15 protein-coding genes are annotated in these 16,727 nt (G+C 58.3%); 13 read left to right on the top strand and 2 right to left on the bottom strand.

The window, feature by feature from the left end; translation table 11 throughout:
- Positions 1-85 precede the first annotated feature (85 nt).
- Complete coding sequence (locus tag G536_RS26810) at positions 86-649, bottom strand: histidine phosphatase family protein (protein ID WP_084708522.1); 564 nt, start codon at positions 647-649, stop codon at positions 86-88.
- Between the two features lie 243 nt (positions 650-892).
- Between G536_RS26810 and G536_RS26805 the strand changes: the two genes are divergently transcribed.
- From G536_RS26805 to G536_RS32065, 10 genes are all read left to right on the top strand, one after another.
- Entirely contained in the window at positions 893-2,026 is a 1,134-nt protein-coding gene (locus G536_RS26805; RefSeq protein ID WP_022822982.1) for an ABC transporter ATP-binding protein, read from the top strand.
- Positions 2,023-3,594 carry an ABC transporter permease/substrate-binding protein gene (locus G536_RS0107560; RefSeq protein WP_022822981.1) on the top strand — a complete coding sequence of 524 codons (1,572 nt, stop codon included), beginning with the start codon at positions 2,023-2,025 and terminating at the stop codon, positions 3,592-3,594. Before G536_RS26805 ends, G536_RS0107560 begins: the two co-directional genes overlap by 4 nt.
- A 175-nt stretch (positions 3,595-3,769) precedes the next feature.
- The gene (locus G536_RS0107555; protein ID WP_022822980.1) at positions 3,770-4,327 is read left to right on the top strand and encodes a hypothetical protein; all 558 of its coding nucleotides are present in this window, start codon (positions 3,770-3,772) and stop codon (positions 4,325-4,327) included.
- Between the two features lie 120 nt (positions 4,328-4,447).
- Positions 4,448-6,760 (top strand): TonB-dependent receptor, encoded by a 2,313-nt coding sequence (locus tag G536_RS0107550; protein ID WP_022822979.1) that lies wholly within the window; start codon positions 4,448-4,450, stop codon positions 6,758-6,760.
- 138 nt (positions 6,761-6,898) lie between these two features.
- Positions 6,899-7,777, top strand: a complete 879-nt coding sequence (locus G536_RS0107545) for a heme/hemin ABC transporter substrate-binding protein (protein ID WP_022822978.1) — start codon at positions 6,899-6,901, stop codon at positions 7,775-7,777.
- Positions 7,777-8,853 carry a FecCD family ABC transporter permease gene (locus G536_RS0107540; RefSeq protein WP_022822977.1) on the top strand — a complete coding sequence of 359 codons (1,077 nt, stop codon included), beginning with the start codon at positions 7,777-7,779 and terminating at the stop codon, positions 8,851-8,853. Before G536_RS0107545 ends, G536_RS0107540 begins: the two co-directional genes overlap by 1 nt.
- A gap of 5 nt (positions 8,854-8,858) precedes the next feature.
- Positions 8,859-9,641, top strand: a complete 783-nt coding sequence (locus tag G536_RS0107535; RefSeq protein WP_022822976.1) for a heme ABC transporter ATP-binding protein — start codon at positions 8,859-8,861, stop codon at positions 9,639-9,641.
- 177 nt (positions 9,642-9,818) lie between these two features.
- A complete protein-coding gene (locus tag G536_RS0107530; protein WP_022822975.1) occupies positions 9,819-10,502 on the top strand; it encodes a response regulator transcription factor in 684 nt (227 codons plus the stop codon).
- A gap of 89 nt (positions 10,503-10,591) precedes the next feature.
- Entirely contained in the window at positions 10,592-11,941 is a 1,350-nt protein-coding gene (locus G536_RS0107525) for a sensor histidine kinase (protein ID WP_022822974.1), read from the top strand.
- A gap of 85 nt (positions 11,942-12,026) precedes the next feature.
- Complete coding sequence (locus G536_RS32065) at positions 12,027-12,236, top strand: hypothetical protein (protein ID WP_157530477.1); 210 nt, start codon at positions 12,027-12,029, stop codon at positions 12,234-12,236.
- Between the two features lie 182 nt (positions 12,237-12,418).
- Here the strand turns inward: G536_RS32065 and surE are convergent, their stop codons facing one another.
- Positions 12,419-13,291, bottom strand: a complete 873-nt coding sequence (gene surE, locus G536_RS26800) for a 5'/3'-nucleotidase SurE (RefSeq protein ID WP_022822972.1) — start codon at positions 13,289-13,291, stop codon at positions 12,419-12,421.
- Between the two features lie 237 nt (positions 13,292-13,528).
- On the opposite strand from surE, the gene G536_RS0107510 reads away from it, so the two are divergent.
- The 3 genes from G536_RS0107510 (at position 13,529) to G536_RS0107500 (ending at position 16,570) form a co-directional block, all read left to right on the top strand.
- Positions 13,529-14,188, top strand: coding sequence for a hypothetical protein (locus G536_RS0107510; protein WP_022822971.1), 660 nt, complete (start codon positions 13,529-13,531; stop codon positions 14,186-14,188).
- Positions 14,189-14,308: 120 nt separating this feature from the next.
- Positions 14,309-14,743 carry a DoxX family protein gene (locus tag G536_RS0107505; RefSeq protein ID WP_022822970.1) on the top strand — a complete coding sequence of 145 codons (435 nt, stop codon included), beginning with the start codon at positions 14,309-14,311 and terminating at the stop codon, positions 14,741-14,743.
- Between the two features lie 78 nt (positions 14,744-14,821).
- Entirely contained in the window at positions 14,822-16,570 is a 1,749-nt protein-coding gene (locus G536_RS0107500; protein ID WP_022822969.1) for a M14 family metallopeptidase, read from the top strand.
- The last annotated feature ends 157 nt before the right edge of the window (positions 16,571-16,727 follow it).

The raw sequence follows: 16,727 nt of genomic DNA, 5'->3' as shown, positions 1-16,727 counted from the left end.
GTCGAATAATAAAGAAACCTCCGGTAGTAGTGGCTCTCACGTTAAAAGTAGCAGGAAACAGTGGGCAAGTTGCACACTAACGCCATTATCGGCTGGGTTGGCCGTACCGCCGAGCTACGGCAGTAGGCACTCGCGTCGAATCTTTGGCCATTCGCACTTCCAGCAGATAGTCGTACTCATTGTCGCCGATGGAGGGTACCGGTCGAGCAGCCCCAAAAGCCTGCACAGTTTCCAGAATAGTGTTGGAATGCCCTACTACCAGTACTTTCTGGCCTGCATAGTCGCGTCGAATACGGGCTACAAGTGTCGGTAGCTGCTTGGCATCGTAATCCTGAATGGTGAGGCCGAGAGCTTGGGCCAGCGGTTCGGCGGTGGCGCGGGTGCGCGTGGTAGCAGTGCTGAAGATGGCGCTCAATGGCCGATGGCGCAGCAAGGTGTCGCGCAGAGCGAGGGCGCGCTGCTGGCCGGCAGGAGTCAGGAGTGGGTCGGGCAGGTTAGGCGTGAGGTCCTTCTCGGCGTGCCGCACCACGTAAATGGTAGTGGTGATTTGCCGGTCGAAGTGTTGCCGCACGGCTCGACCACAGTTGCCGCCCATCAGCAATACCAGCAGGGCCATCAGCCAGAGCAGCGGACGAGAAGCAAGTTTCATAAACGCATAATGTTGTGAATGGTGCAAGATAGAAGGTCACTTGCTTGCAACAGCGCCACGGGATGGCTAGCGCCGCTGCCAGCCAAAAAAAGCACAGCCGGGCTTCAACGGTTTACAACTATTGAAAGGCATCAACTCAAGATACATACCGGACGCTGGCCCGACGCTTTAGGTTGCTTGCGTGAACCGTGGCAACCTAAGCTCGAGCTACATTCTTTACCTTACTGCCTCCTATCCTATTGTATGCTCGATTCTCAACCTGTTATCCGGGTCCGCGGCCTCAGTAAGCACTACGGCGCCCAGACGGTGGTGCAAAACGTGTCGTTTGAATTGGCCGCCGGCGAAACGCTGGTGCTGCTCGGCCCGAGTGGCTGCGGTAAAACCACTCTCCTCAAAACCCTTAACCGCCTGATAGAGCCTGACGCTGGCACCGTGGAGGTGCAGGGCCAAGACGTACGCCACCAGCGGCCCGAATTGCTGCGGCGTGGCATCGGATACGTTATCCAGCAGGTGGGGCTACTGCCGCACCTCACGGTAGCCGAAAATGTAGCGGTAGTACCCAAGCTCCTCGGCCATCCGGCCGCCGAAATAACTGCCCGCACCGAGGAACTGCTGACGCGCCTGCACCTGCCACCGGCCCGCTATGCCGGGCAGTACCCCCGGCAGCTCTCGGGTGGGCAGCAGCAACGGGTGGGACTAGCCCGGGCGCTGGCGGCCAACCCGCCCATTATTCTGCTCGATGAGCCTTTCGGTGCCCTCGACCCTATCACGCGGGCGGGCATCCGGCGGGAGTTTCGAGAGCTAGAAGAACTACGTCAGAAAACGGTGGTGATGGTTACCCACGACGTACAGGAAGCCTTTGAACTAGCCGACCGGATTATGCTGCTTAATGCCGGGCAGGTACAGCAGCTGGGCACTCCGCGGGAACTGCTGTTCCGGCCAGCTAACGACTTTGTGCGGCAGTTTTTTGCAGCCGAGCAACTTACACTGCAACTCCGTACGCTAACCCTGAACGACCTGCTTCCATATTTAGCAAATCATAGCCCATCTGGCTATGTATATAATTCACAATCAGGTACAAACACCATAAGACCTGATGCAACAGTTCAACAGGCGTTAGAGCAACTTAGCGCACAAGCTGGCTCTGTTGTGGACGCAGCTTTTTTCCCTGCTCCGCCTCCCACGCCTTCTCTTCCGGAGCCTCCGCCCGCCCCCACTGTACTGTGGTTACAAGCAATAACTAGCTTCTCTACCCCGCCCGAATTGCCAGTTGCCAACCAGCTAGTAGCGCCCACATTCAAGGCTCCGTTTCCCTTGACGCTTCCCTCTCTAATGGCCGCTTTCGGGCAGGCTATCCAGCACTTCCAACGCCTATGAACACGCTCCACGAACTCCTTGACTTCTGGCAATTGCAGGCCGGCAAGCTAGGCCAGCAGACCGTGCAGCACATCGGCCTGACGGCGGCCTCCTTGCTGCTGGGTGTGGCGGTAGGCGTGCCGCTAGGACTGCTGCTTACGCGCCGGCCACGGCTGGCGCCGTGGGTGCTAGGAGTTACCGGCATCCTGCAAACTATTCCAAGCATTGCGCTGCTGGGCTTCCTGATTCCGGCAATGGGCATCGGGCCGGTGCCCGCTATTTTTGCGCTTTTTCTGTACGCCCTGCTACCCATTGTGCGCAATACTGTAACTGGTATCCGGGGCGTGGATGCGGGCGTGGTGGAGGCAGCGCGCGGCCTGGGGTTTACTGATGGGCAAGTGCTACGCCGGGTGGAACTGCCGCTGGCCTTGCCGGTGCTGCTGGCGGGCATCCGCACAGCGGCTGTTATCAATGTGGGAGTAGCCACGCTGGCGGCATACGTGGCGGCGGGCGGCCTGGGCGAATTCATTTTCGGGGGCATTGCACTCAATAATCCGGCTATGATTCTGGCCGGCGCTATTCCGGCGGCGGCGCTGGCGCTGGTGTTCGATGCCGCCCTGGGCGCGGTACAGCGGCTAGCTAGTCGTAAGCGCAGCAGCGTGGGGGTAGGCGTATTGCTGGCCTTGCCACTGCTGGCCACGCTTTATTTGCTACCCCGCGCAACGGGCCGGTTACAGGCCGGTTTCAGCCCCGAGTTTGTGGGCCGGGCCGATGGTCTGCCGGGCCTGACGCGCACCTACGGTTTGCGCCGCCTGCCCAGCGTAGTGCTAGCTCCCGCTTTGGTGTATGAAGCTGCCCGCAATGCCAATGTAGATGTTATCGACGGCTACTCCACCGATGGCCGCATCAAGGCCTACCACCTGCAAGTGCTCCACGACGACCAGCGCGTGTTTCCGCCCTACTATGCCGCGCCAGTGGTGCGCACCGGCCTCCTAACAACCCACCCGGAACTGCGGCCGGTGTTTGGCAAGCTGGCCGGCCAGCTCTCCGATTCGGTGATGACGGAGCTGAACTACCGGGTTGACTATCTACATCAAGCGCCGCAAGCGGTAGCGCGGGCGTTTTTGCGGCGGCGCGGTCTGTGGCGGGCACCACGCCCCATCCGGCCGGACGCCGCTACCGTGAAGCTGGGCTCCAAGATTTTTGCTGAGCAGTACATTTTGGCTGAAATGTACGCCGACCTAATTCGAGGCTATACTGACCTGAATGTGGAAACCAAAACCGGCCTGGGCGGCACCACCATCTGCTTCGAGGCCCTACGCAGCGGCGCCATTGATATGTACCCCGAGTACACCGGCACCGGGCTGCTGGTGCTGCTCCAGCCGCCTACCGCTGTCATCGACTCATTGGGCGGCGACGCGGGGGCGGTGCTGGGCTACGTGCGGGCCAGGTTTCAGCAGCGCTTCGCGCTGGAATGGCTGGCCCCGCTGGGGTTCAACAATACCTACGCCCTGCTTATGCGGCGGCAACAGGCCCGGCAGCTGGGCATAACCTCGATTTCGGATTTGGGCGTGTACTTGCGGCAGTAAGGCGGCCCGGGTGAGACATAGTGCCAGGGAGAACTGTACCCTTTAGTCTGCTTTATTTCTGCGAAGTCTCAAGCTCATTCAGGGCAGATTTGCTGCTGTTGAGCTTGTAATAAAAATTGATTGTACACGCTATAACTAAGATTTTAATCTAATTTTAAGGTGTTGCTTACCTCGCTTGAAACACTTTACCACCTTTCTGCTGCTTGCTGTCTTCCTCTACAATTTGGTGGGGGTGTATCCTGTGGCTATGTGGCAGCAGCACCAGTTACGCTGCGAGGCTGAGCGTATGCGTCGTGCAAACCTGCCCGATGAAGCTCTGGTTCGCATTGTAGTAGCCAGGCAACCGGCGCAAAACAAACACCAGGTGCAGTGGCACGAAGAACACGAGTTTTCATACCGAGGGCAGCTCTATGATGTGGTGCGGCAACGCGTAACCCCCGACTCGGTTACGTATTTCTGCTGGCACGACCACGACGAGGAAAAGCTACTGGCTGGCCTCAACAAGCACGTACGAGAGTATGCCTACCCCGCCGCCGGGGCGCGAAAATCAGCGAAAAAGGCGTTCAGCTATTGGTTTAAAATAAACTATCTGGTGCCTGCCAGCAATGTGTTGCCCATGGCAATAGCTGTTGCCAGCCAGCCAACTTATCCAGAATATACCACCCCTTTGCCAGTGGCAGAAGCAGTGGTAGCGGTTCCGCCCCCCTGGTGCCCGCTGATTTTGCGGGGGTAGTGGCCGCACAGGCAGCCATTTCCTGCCTTAGCTGAGAAGTTTCTATTTACTGCTCTACCGCTTCTTGTATCGGAAGCCGGGCAACCTATTCTGACCATTTCGGTCCTCCTTTCCCTTATTATGAAAACTTTTTTTACCACGTTGCTGCTGCTAGCAGTGATGCTCGTAAGTGCGCCTGCCTGGGCGCAATACACCGCCACCGGTACCGTGCTCGATCAGCAAACCCGGCAGCCGGTAGTAGGTGCCGCTGTGGTGGTGGCCGGCCAAACCAACGCCGTGGCTACTGATGCGCAGGGCCGCTTTTCGCTGACGGCCAACGAGGAGTTTCGGGCTGTTCGGGTGCAGTCGTTGGGGTACATCACCCAAGAAATTGCAGTGAAAGACGCCAGCATTCCCCTGACCGTCACGCTGGCACCGTCCAACACGGGCCTGAGCGAAGTGCAGGTAATTGGCTACGGCACGGGCACCGAGCGGAAACTGCTCGAAACCCCAGCGGCCCTCACCATCGTGACCGAGAAAGACTTGCAGCGCAACAACACCATCTTCCTGCAAAACACCCTCAACCAGGTGCCCGGCGTGCGCATGAATGTGCGCAGTGCCACTTCCCAATCCAACCTCGTGATTCGCGGGATTGGCAGCACCTATGGGCGCTTCAGCATCCGCGGCATCAAGCTGTACCAGAACGGCATTCCGCTTTCGGAAGCCGATGGTACCACGTCCCTCGATGATCTGGACTTCACTACCCTCGGCCGCATCGAGGTAATCAAAGGTCCTGCCTCTACCATCTACGGCGCTACGCTGGGCGGAGTGGTATCGTTTCAGACCCGCAAAGCTGCTCCCGGCACCAGCATCAACCTGGGCACGACGGTAGGTAAGTACGGCCTGTTTCGGACCAACACAGGCATTGGCGTGGGCACCGACAAAGTGAACCTATTGGTAAACTACGGCCACCAGGAAACCCGCGGCTTCCGCGACGCGCATTCTAATAGCCGCAAAGACTACGTAACCGTAGCCGGCGACTTTTACGTGAGCGACAAGCAGACGGTGAGCGTGCTGGGCACCTACACCAACCAGCACGACAACTACGCCGGAGAGCTGGACAGCACCGATTTCTTCAGCAACTACACCAAAACGGCCCCGGCCTACGTGCAGAAAGACGTGGGCGTGGACGCTGAAATCACCCGGTTGGGCCTGACCCACACGTACCGCTTCACGTCTAACTTCGCTAATACCACTACGCTGTTCACCTCGAACACTTACTCATTGAGCCCGGTAGAACCGAACTTTGCGCACACGCAGCGCGGCAAGCGCGGCGTGCGTAGCGTGTTTACGTATGCCCCTGAACTGGGCAAATTGCGCACTCGTTTTGTACTGGGCACCGAGTACATAGCCAACCAAGACAATAACAAGCGCTACGCCATTTCCGCCACCGGCGTGTCTGGCGCCATTACTTCCGACCAGGAGCTGCGGGCCACGCAAACCAACGTGTTTGCTCAGGCCGAGGCATCCGTAACCGAGCACACCACCGTCACAGCTGGGGTGGGCTACAACGTGGTGTCGTACGATATTCAGGATTTGATTCCGAAGACCTTGCCAGCGCGGAGCTTGACCGGCTACCGGCAATTCAAGCCGACGTATACGCCCCGCGTGGCGGTGCTGCACTCGTTCAACGACCAATTTTCGGTGTTTGCGCAGTATAGCACCGGCTTCTCACCGCCCATTAGCAGCCAGATTTCCCTATCAACGGGACCAATTAATCCGGATTTGAAACCGGAAACCAACACCAACATGGAGCTGGGCTCGCGCGGAACCATCTTGGGCAACCACCTCAACTACGACGTGACGCTGTTCCGGATGCAGGTGAAGAACGGTTTGGTGTCGCAGACTAATGCCGACCGGGTGACCTACTTCGTCAACTCTGGCGAGTCGGAATATAAAGGTGTGGAGCTGGCGTTATCAGGCAATTTGATTGATGTAACCCAGCCCGGCGTGCTCACTCAGGTGCGGCCCTTCGTGAGCTACACTTACACCGATGCCGAGTTCAAATCGTACGAGCTGGGCGCCAACAACTACCGCGGCAAGCAAGTAACGGGCTCGTTCAAGAACCTGTTCACTGGTGGCCTCGACGTGGAAACCCAGCCCGGCGTATACCTGAACCTGACTTCGTACTACACCGACAAGACGCCGATGAGCGACAACAATGCCCGCTTCGCGCCCTCGTACTGGCTGTTCAACAGCCGCCTCGGGATTCGCAACAAGCTGGCCGGGCACCTGAGCTACGACGTTTTTGGCGGCATCGACAACATCGGTGACAAGCGCTACGTGGCTTCGGTGGCTTTGAACCAGGCTACGCCGGTAGGCCGCCCAACCTTCTACAACCCCGGCATGCCGCGCAACTGGTACGCCGGCGCTAACCTGAGCTATACTTTCTAATCCGTTTCTCCGCACGCTGTAGACATGACACTTGGTGTCTCATTGTTAAACGACCTAGCTGGAATAAGCCAGCATAACAACGTCAGCAACGACGAGACGCTAAGTGTCGCGTCTCTACAGTGTTAGCCTCCTCTCTACATGAAAAGAATATTCTACGCGACCCTGCTGTTGGCTTCCGTAGCCTGTAACCGGTTCCAGAACGAAGAATCTGCTAGCACGACTATGCCTCAGCAGGAGCGCATTGTGTCGGTGTCCAAGCAACTGACGGAAATGATTTTTGCGCTGGGTGCGGAAAATCGGCTGGTGGGGGTGGACCTATCCAGCACCTACCCGGCGGCGGCCAAAAAGCTACCGACTGTGGGCTACCACCGCCTACTAAACGCCGAGGGCATCATTTCCCTGAAACCCACCGTGGTGTATTCTGATGGCAACGTGGCCCCGGAGGCCGTTATTACCCAAGTGCAGAAAGTGGGTATTCCCATCAAGGAATTCACCCCCTCCAAGACCATACCTGAAACCTGCCAGCTACTCCAGCAGCTCGGCGACGAGTTCAAACAACGCCCCCAGGCCGACAAGCTGGCCCAACAGCTCACCGCCGATATGGCGCAGGCCGCCGCCAACGCCAAGCAGTACCCCAACCATCCGAAGGTGGTCATCATTCACTACGGCCTGCAAAAGAACATCTACCTGGCCATGGGCCAGAAAAGCATTGGTACGCAGATGGTGGCCTGGGCTGGCGGCGTCAACTCGCTTAACGCGGCCGAAGGTATGAAGCCCATCAGCCCCGAACTGATTGCAGAAGCCCAGCCCGACGTAATCCTGGCCACCGACTTTGGCTACGATCGGCAAGGCGGACTGGAAAAATTCAAGCAACTGCCCGGCGTGGCCCTCACCCCCGCCGCTAAAAACAACCGTATCTACCGCGTTGAGGAGCACGACATGGTGTACCTCGGCCCGCGCACCGGCCAAAACGTGCTGATGCTGCAAAAACTTATTCACCAACAGCCTGCGCAATAGTGACTCTATCCCCTGGGCGTGTGCGCCTGTATTTCAGTTGCTTGACCGTGAGCTTGCTGGTCGTACTGGTGCTGTCGGCGCGGCTGGGCGCTATGGCGTTGACGTATCCGGAACTGGGCGGCTTTCTGCAAGAGGCGTTTGGGGTAGCGGCACCGTCGGCTGATCCGGTAGCGGCGCTGCACCGGGGCGTGTTCTTCGAGATTCGGCTGCCACGGGTGCTGCTTTGTGCCTGCGTGGGGGCGGCGCTGTCGATGTCGGGCACCTTGATGCAGGCCTTATTTCGCAACCCCATTGTGGAACCGGGCCTGATTGGCACTTCCGCCGGCGCGGCATTGGGGGCGGCCGTAATCTTCGTGCTAGGTAATTCCTTAAACTGGGCGAACGTGCCTGTACTGGGGGCGCTGGTATTGCCGGCCGCGGCTTTTGTGGGGGCGCTGGCTGCTACGGCACTGGTTTACCGGCTATCGGCGGTGCAAGGGCGGGTAACGGTGGCATCGATGCTGCTGGCTGGTATTGCCGTGAATGCACTGGCCGCCGGCGGCACGGGGTTCCTCTCCTACATTGCCCGCGACCCGCAGGCCCGCTCCATTACGTTCTGGAACCTAGGCAGCTTTTCCAGCGCCGATTGGCCTTCGTTCTATTTAGTTGGTTTGGTTACGGTGTTGGGCGGGTGGGCGGCTTTGCGTTTTGCTAAGTCGTTGAATGCGTTGCAGCTGGGCGAGACTGAGGCACAGTATCTGGGTATCAATGTGCGGCGCCTGCAAACCCAAGTACTGCTGCTCAACACGCTGCTGGTAGCCGTGGCTACTGCCACAGTAGGCGTTATCGGGTTTGTGGGACTGGTGGTACCCCACCTGCTGCGGCTGGCCGGCTTTTCCGATAACCGCCTACTCATTATGGGCGCCGCGCTGCTGGGCGCCATCCTGATGATAGTGTCCGATACTGTGGCCCGCACCATTATTGCCCCGGCCGAGCTGCCTATTGGGGTGCTTACAGCCTTTGTGGGCGCTCCGGTGTTTCTGTGGCTGCTGTCTAGGTACCAGCAGCTTTCTTCCCGTGGTGGTTTCTACGCCTAGCTCGTATGCTTGAAGCCAATCTTGTTTCTTACGCCATCGGGGAGAAGACCTTACTCCACGACGCTACACTGGCCTGCCGGCCCGGCGAGGTAACCGTGCTGCTGGGCCCTAATGGGGCCGGCAAAACCACTTTGCTGCGCCTGTTGGCCGGCCTGTATCCGCCCAGCACCGGCCAAGTGCTGCTCGATGGGCACCCCCTATCCAGCTTCAACAGCACCCAACTGGCACGGCAGCGGGCGGTAATGTCCCAGCAAATTCATCTGGCTTTCCCGCTCAGCGTGCAGGATGTAGTGCTGATGGGCCGTTACCCGCACTTCCAGCGCAGCCCCACCCGGCACGACCAGCACCTTGCACAGCAGGCCCTGGCCGATATGGGCATGAGCAGCTTTGCCGGGCGTGACTACTCCACGTTGAGCGGCGGCGAGGCACAGAAAGTACAAATGGCCCGGGTGCTGGCCCAGATTTGGGAGGCTCCCGCTCAGGGTAGCCGGGTGCTGCTACTCGATGAGCCAGTATCCAGCCTGGATGTTCAGTACCAGCATCAGCTCCTCCAACGAGCTCGGCAACTTGCTCACGAACAAGCCATTGTGGTTGCCATCCTGCACGATATCAACCTGGCAGTCAGCTATGCCGACCGGTTGGTACTGCTCAAGAACGGTCACATACACGCTACCCTCCCCGACCCGGCCGAGCTTACTGAGCCATTGCTGCGCGATGTATTTGCGGTAGATATGCGCCTGCTTATCAACCCGTACACCCAAAAACCGGTAGTTGTAGTAGCTGGCTAGAGTAGCCACCGGATAGTTGCCTGGTGTCACCGAGCGGAATCAGCCGGCAGGGGCTTAGCAGCGAGGTACCGGCTGGCTATCTGTACCAGGGCAGGAAGCCTACCGGCGCGTCGGTTCTTCACCTGCGCTTCACTACAATTGTATGTATGTTGTGCACTTAATTCAGCTACCACCCCTATGCACGTTCTAATAGTAGAAGACGAAAAAAGCCTGCACGATGAGGTGCGGCAGTTTCTGTTAGTATCACAGTACCTCGTCGATTCGGCTCATAACTACACCGATGCTTCCGAGAAAATCTTTGTCAATAGCTACGATTTCGTGCTGCTCGACTTGGGTCTACCCGACGGCGACGGTCTGGATTTGCTGCGCGAAGCCCGCCAGAACGACCGGCAAGAAGCCTCATTCATCATCCTGACGGCCCGCGGCGCCCTCGACGACCGGATAAAGGGCCTGGACTTAGGCGCCGACGACTACCTACCGAAGCCTTTTTCGCTGCTGGAATTACAGAGCCGGATGCAGGCCATTACGCGCCGCAAGTTTGGGCTGAAGCGCCAGGAAATTGTGTTTGGGCCTGGCTTCGTGATGGACGTGCAAGGCCGTGTGCTGCGCCACGCCGAACAGGAAGTACCGCTCACCAAAAAGGAATTTGACCTGTTGCATTACCTCGTGCTGCACAAAAACCGGGTGCTTACCCGCCTCCAACTCGGGGAGCATCTGTGGGGCAACGTGTTGGAAGACGACTCCGACTCCAACTACATCGACGTGCATATCAAGAACATCCGCAAAAAACTCGGTCAGTTCGCTCCCGCCGATTTTCTGGAAACCGTGCGCGGCATTGGCTATAGAGTAGCAGAGGGTTAATTACTAACCCAAAACTATTATAAACAGAAAAGCTGGTCATGCTTCGCTGCGCTCTGCATGACCAGCCTCAGGCTTATTACTCCTAAAAAATGCGCCTCGAAGCCAAGCTTGCCCTATTCAATGCGCTGTCGAAGCTGCTGCTGGTGCTATTAGGGGCGGCGGTTATTCCGGCCATTGTGAGCCGGGTGGCCGTGGCCCACACCGATCAGCGCCTGCACGAAAAGAAGCGGGAGGTACTTGGCTTAATTCAGCGCGACGGGTTAGTGGCCTTCGTGCGCCAGGAGCAGGCCTACGCCGACTACAATATTCTTAAGCAAGAGTACATTACGCTCACCCCAGAGTCTGCCGCTGCCCCCACTGCGGCTACGCCCGAAGAAAAGATTTTCAATGAGCCCCGGCAGGTAGACGACGAGGTGGAGGATTTCCGCATTCTGAGCTACCGGTTTGTTTCAGGTGGCCGGCCCTACCGCCTGGAAATCGGTTCATCATTAGCGACGGTAGAACTGCTAGAAGAAACTTTGCGGCGGCTGGCGCTGTGGGTGTTGGTGATTGGGGCGGCCATTACGGTGGTTACCGATGCGGCTTTTGCCCGGTTTCTGTTGCGGCCCCTCGGCGACTTGATTTCAAGCAAGCTACGCAACGTACGCCACCCCTCGGGCTTCTCGTTCACGCCCATTCCCACCACCACCACCGACTTCCGCCAGCTCGACGATAGTCTCAACGAAATGATGCGGCAGATGCAGTCGGCCTTCGAGAAGGAGCGCGAGTTTATGAGCAACGTGTCGCACGAGTTGCTCACGCCGGTTAGCATCCTGCAAACGCGCTTCGAGAACATGCTCCAAGACCCCACGCTGGCCCACGTACACTCCCTAAAGCTGGTTGATTCGCAGAAGACGTTGTACCGGCTGCGCAACACCGTGAAAACGCTACTGCTAATTGCCAACATCGAAAACGACCAGTATCTGCGGGAGGAATCGGTAAGCTTGGCGGCCGTGGTGGCCGATGCTACCAATGAGCTAGAGGACCGGCTGGCCCAGCGGGAACTGCATCTGCGGGTGCACTTAGAGCCCGACTTTGTGCTCCTGCGTGCCAATCAAACGCTGCTGTTTACGTTGATTTTCAACCTACTCAGCAATGCCATCAAGTATAACCGGGAGGGCGGCAGCATTACGGTTACGGGCCTGGTACCGCCCCAGGGTGGCTACCATCTGTCGGTAGCCGACACCGGCCCTGGTATAGCTGCCGAAAACCTACCCCACCTCTTCGACCGGTTCCGGCGCTTTCATGCCAGCGGGCCTAAGTCGCCGGAAGGGTTTGGGCTGGGACTACCTATTGCCCAAACCATTGCCAACTTTCACAAAGCCAGTATTACGGTTACGTCGGTAGTGGGCAAGGGCAGCACATTCACCTTGGAATTTCAGCCTCCGGCAGTTGACTAGTTAGGAGCTAGGGTGTTGCGCTACTCACGCAGTCTTCATGGTTGGCACCCGAACTTAGGGTACTGATTCATTGAACGTTCTGTCTATGAAAACTTCCCTGAATGGCTTGAAAGCTCCCATCGGAATCATCGTATTCTTCCTGATACTGTTGGCGATACTCCTTTTTCTGCCCGACCCTTTGAAGCTGAGCCAACCCAGCCCGGTGGCCCACACCGCTCCGCTCATTCTGCGGCACACCCCCGCGCCCGTGGTGCACCATGTCCGCGACGTAAGGCGCCCGCCAGCCCGGATGTAGCTACCCTTCAATGCTAGTTTAAAATAACTTCAAAAATTGGTATAGCCGGTCCGACGGCCAAAAAGCCGTCGGACCAGAGTAACTGAATCAACACACATTGTCTGGTAAGCCGCCATAGCAGCATGAGGCCCATTAGCTGGTGTGCTAATGGGCCTCATGCTGCTATGGCGGCTTAGCCAAGATTATCCAAGCCCTTCTGCCGACTCGCCGGGTTCGGGAGTGGCGCTGCCGATTACCGGAGCGGGCTTCGTGGCAGTTGCAGCCGGCGATTCGCTGAGTTGCCAGGTGGTATTCATAGATTTCATGGCAGCGTTAGACGTAAGGTCGAACTGGCAGGGCACGATGGAAATGTAGTTGTTGGCCAGGGCCCATTCGTCCGTATCAGTGCCGCGGTCCAGATTCACAAACTCGCCAATCAGCCAGTAGTAGGGGCGCTTGTAGGGGTCGTGGCGCAGGTCGAATTCTTCCTGCCACTTGGCGTGTGCCTGCCGGCAGAGCTTGGCGCCTACAATCGGTCCGGCCGATTTTTTGGGGATATTTACGTTCAACGCGGTGTGGGCCGGAATACCATTTGTTAGGGCTTGGCGCGCTATCATTTCAATCCATTCGGCGGTGTGTGAGAAGTCAGCATTGTGCCCGTACTCACAGAGTGAGAAGCCAATAGCTGGCAATCCTTCAATGGCTGCTTCAATAGCCGCCGACATAGTTCCGGAGTACAGCACGTTCACCGAGGAGTTGGAGCCGTGGTTGATGCCCGACACTACTAGGTCGGGCTGCCGGTCTTTCAGTACGTGGTGCTTGGCCAGCTTCACGCAGTCGGCGGGGGTACCGCTGCACTCGTAGGCCTCAATGCCCTCGAAGATGGTGCTGGGGTCGAGGCGCAGCGGGTTGCCGATGGTAATGGCGTGCCCCATCCCCGACTGCGGCGAGTTGGGAGCTACGACCACCACTTCGCCAATGCGCCGCATCACGCTCACTAGCATGGCAATGCCGGGGGCCGAAATGCCGTCGTCGTTGGAAATCAGAATCAGGGGCTTGGAATTGTTGGTAGACACGGGCGGTGAAGTAGTGAACTGGTGATTGGTGGGTTTGACGGGCTGCCAGCGCAGAGCCCCTAAACCGAAGGTAACTGGTACGCATACGAAGGTACTGGGTTAGTAAATGGCGGAATGGTGCACCTGGCATTCAGGCTGCATAAGTGGCGCTGGTATCACAGCGGCTCGCTAGTTCATTGAACGCCGGAGCCGTGGTACCCGTAAGCAACGCATTGCCACTATGTAATGTCCAGCTTCATGTCCAGCTTTTCTCTTGTTCTGCGGCCGGCGCGTCTGGCGCTACTTGCCTTTGCGTCTGGAGCCTGCAATGGCAGCTCCCCCTCTTCCAACGGCGACGTACCCTTTGCTGGCGACTCGCGCAGCAGCGACCCGGCTGCCGCCGAGCAGCGCCTGGCTGCCAACCCCAACGTGCCCGATTCGTTGCATTTGCTGAGTCCGGGCCGGGCGGGCCGCCTGCGCCTGAACATGAGTGAGCGGGAGCTGCTGAAACGGGTGCCCGAAACCCAACTGCGGCGTACCACTTACCAGGACAAAGACACCACCTACCCAGCCTATGAAATGCTGGATGCCCAGAAACCCGATGCCCCGGCATCCGTGCTGCATTTGCTCCCCGATTCGGTGAAGGGCGGCTACCGTCTGCGCCGCATCCGAATATACGACCCGCAGTACCGCACGGCCGAGGGTATTGGGGTCGGCTCCCCTTTTGGAGCGGCTCGCCAAACCATGGGCCTCACGCGGGTTCGGGATACGCCAGCCGGTTTTGCGGGGGTATCTGGCTTGGTGAAAATGGCCTGGGTAATCGACCCAAAATCGTTGCCAGCCAAGCATCCCGATGAAATGAATTCCGCTGATATTCCGCCCGCCGCCCGCATTACCTGCGTGCTGCTGTACCAATAGCCGGCGCGCCTAGAAAATAGCACTCGAAGAGAAATAGTGTATTTTGGCCACACTAAGGAAGATTTTCATCCTTCCCTCCCGGTCACCGACACTTAGGCTTCACCGCTTTTCCCCGTCCCTATGGCGCTCTTCAACAACTACTACCGTACGCACGATTGGGGCCTGCTGCTGCTACGGGTGGGCATCGGGGTGATGTTCACTGTGCACGGCTACCCCAAGCTGGTAGGCGGGCCTGAAACCTGGGTTGAATTGGGGGGAACAATGAAGGTTGTTGGTATCAGCTTTGCACCTGGTGCGTGGGGCTTCCTAGCAGCCGTATCCGAAGCCGTGGGCGGGCAGCTACTAGCGTTGGGGTTGTTTTTCCGTATCACCTGCGCTTTGCTACTGGCTACCATGCTGGTGGCCACCGCCCAGCACATCAGCGCCGGCGACGGGTTCAATGGCTACGCCCATGCCCTAGAATCAGCGTTTTTGTTCTTGGGCCTAGCCTTCACTGGCCCCGGCCGCTATAGCCTCGACCAACTGTTGTTTCCCGGTCGGCGGCGGTTGTATTAAGGGGGAAGCATCTGGCGTAGGGTAGCACAGTACAACAATTTCTGATGTCATGATGGCGGGTTTTGTTTCCTTTGCCGCATGCTTTCGATTCTACTTTCCACCCTGCTGCTAGTGTCTGCTCCCCCAGACGACTGGCGTACCCCATTCGAGAAAGGCAACGGCAACACCACGGCCACCTACGCCGAGTGCATTGCCTACTACAAAAAACTGGACGCCGCCTACCCAGAAATTCAGGTGCGCGAGGCCGGCACCACCGATAGCGGGGAGCCCCTGCACGAAGTGGTTGTCTCGCTCGATGGCCAGTTCCAGCCCAGTGTTCCTACCGGCCGCAGCCGGCCGGTGGTCCTGATTCAGAACGGTATTCATCCCGGCGAGCCAGAGGGTATTGATGCCAGCATGGCCTTGGTGCGCGACTACGTGCAGAAGAAAGAGTTACGCCGGCAGTTGGAAAACGTGACGCTGGTGGTTATCCCGATTTACAACGTGGATGGCGCCCTGAACCGCAACTCCACCACTCGCGTCAACCAGGACGGCCCCGAGAGCTACGGCTTCCGCGGCAACGCCCGCAACCTCGACCTGAACCGCGACTACGTAAAGCAGGACTCGCGCAACGCCCGCTCGTTTGCCGATTTATTCCGCCGCTGGCAGCCTGATGTGTTTGTTGACACCCACACCTCTAATGGCGCTGACTATCAGTATTTCATGACGCTGATTGCCACCCAAAAAGATAAGCTGGCCCCAGCACTGAGTGAGTACCTCACCCAGCGCCTGCTACCTGCTTTGAACACTGGCATGGACAAGCGCAAGTCGCCTCTCACACCCTACGTGGACTTTGAGGGTCGCACGCCGGACGCGCGCGGATTGGTGGGCTTTTTGGAAACGCCGCGCTACTCCACCGGCTATACCACCCTGTTCAACACCATCGGCTTCGTGACGGAAACGCACATGCTGAAAGCCTACGCGCCCCGCGTACAAGTCACCTACGATTTCCTGGATGTGCTGCTGCGCTTCGTGCACCAAGATGCCGGTACCCTCACCCAGGCTCGCGCCCAGGCCTCCCAAAAGCTGAGTGAACAGCAGGCGTTTCCGTTGGCTTGGAAGCTGGACACCACTGCTGCTGAGAAAGTGAACTTCCGGGGCTATACCGGCCGCACCAAACCTAGCGACGTAAGCGGCCAGCCTCGCCTCTACTACGACCGGAAAGCTCCCTTCACGCGTGCCATCAACTATTACAACACGTTCCGGCCCACGGTCACGGTCTCGCGCCCGCAGGCCTACCTGATTCCGCAGGCTTGGGGCGAGGTACTGGACCGGCTCCGCACGGCAGGCGTACCGTTGCAGCGCCTCCGCCGCGACACTACCCTCACGGCCGAGGTCTACTATATCAGCGACTATAAAACCAGCCCGCGCCCCTACGAAGGTCACTACCTGCATACCTCCGTAACGGTGCGCCCCACCCAGCAGGCTCTACCCTATCACCGCGGCGACTATGTTGCTCGCCTCGACAACACTACTGCCCGTTTCCTTATCGAAACCCTGGAGCCACAAGCCACCGATTCCTACTTCGCCTGGGGCTTTTTCGACAGCATCTTGCAGCAAAAAGAGCACTTTTCGGAGTATGTGTTCGAGGACGTAGCCGCCGACCTGCTCCGCCGCGACCCGGCCTTGCGCGAACAGTTAGAGAAACAGAAGCAGCAAGACCCGGCCCTAGCGAAAAGCGGCGCGGCCCAGTTGGAATGGGTGTACCGGCACTCCAAGTATTACGAACCCACCCACCTACGCTACCCCATAGCCCGCTGGCAAGGCGGCGCGTTACCGGTGCAGTAAGCTGGTGTCATATTAGCGGACCGTGCTGCAGAGCACAACGAAGCATCTCGCGTGCTGACGTTGCCCAAGCACTCAAACATCAGATATAAGATACTGTGCTCTGCATGACGTTCATTCTGGCGTCGTTACTACGGTTGACATTCTTTCCCCTAGCTTC

Source organism: Hymenobacter norwichensis DSM 15439, from assembly GCF_000420705.1.
Lineage (GTDB): Bacteria > Bacteroidota > Bacteroidia > Cytophagales > Hymenobacteraceae > Hymenobacter > Hymenobacter norwichensis.
This window is presented reverse-complemented; position numbering and strand designations above follow the sequence as displayed.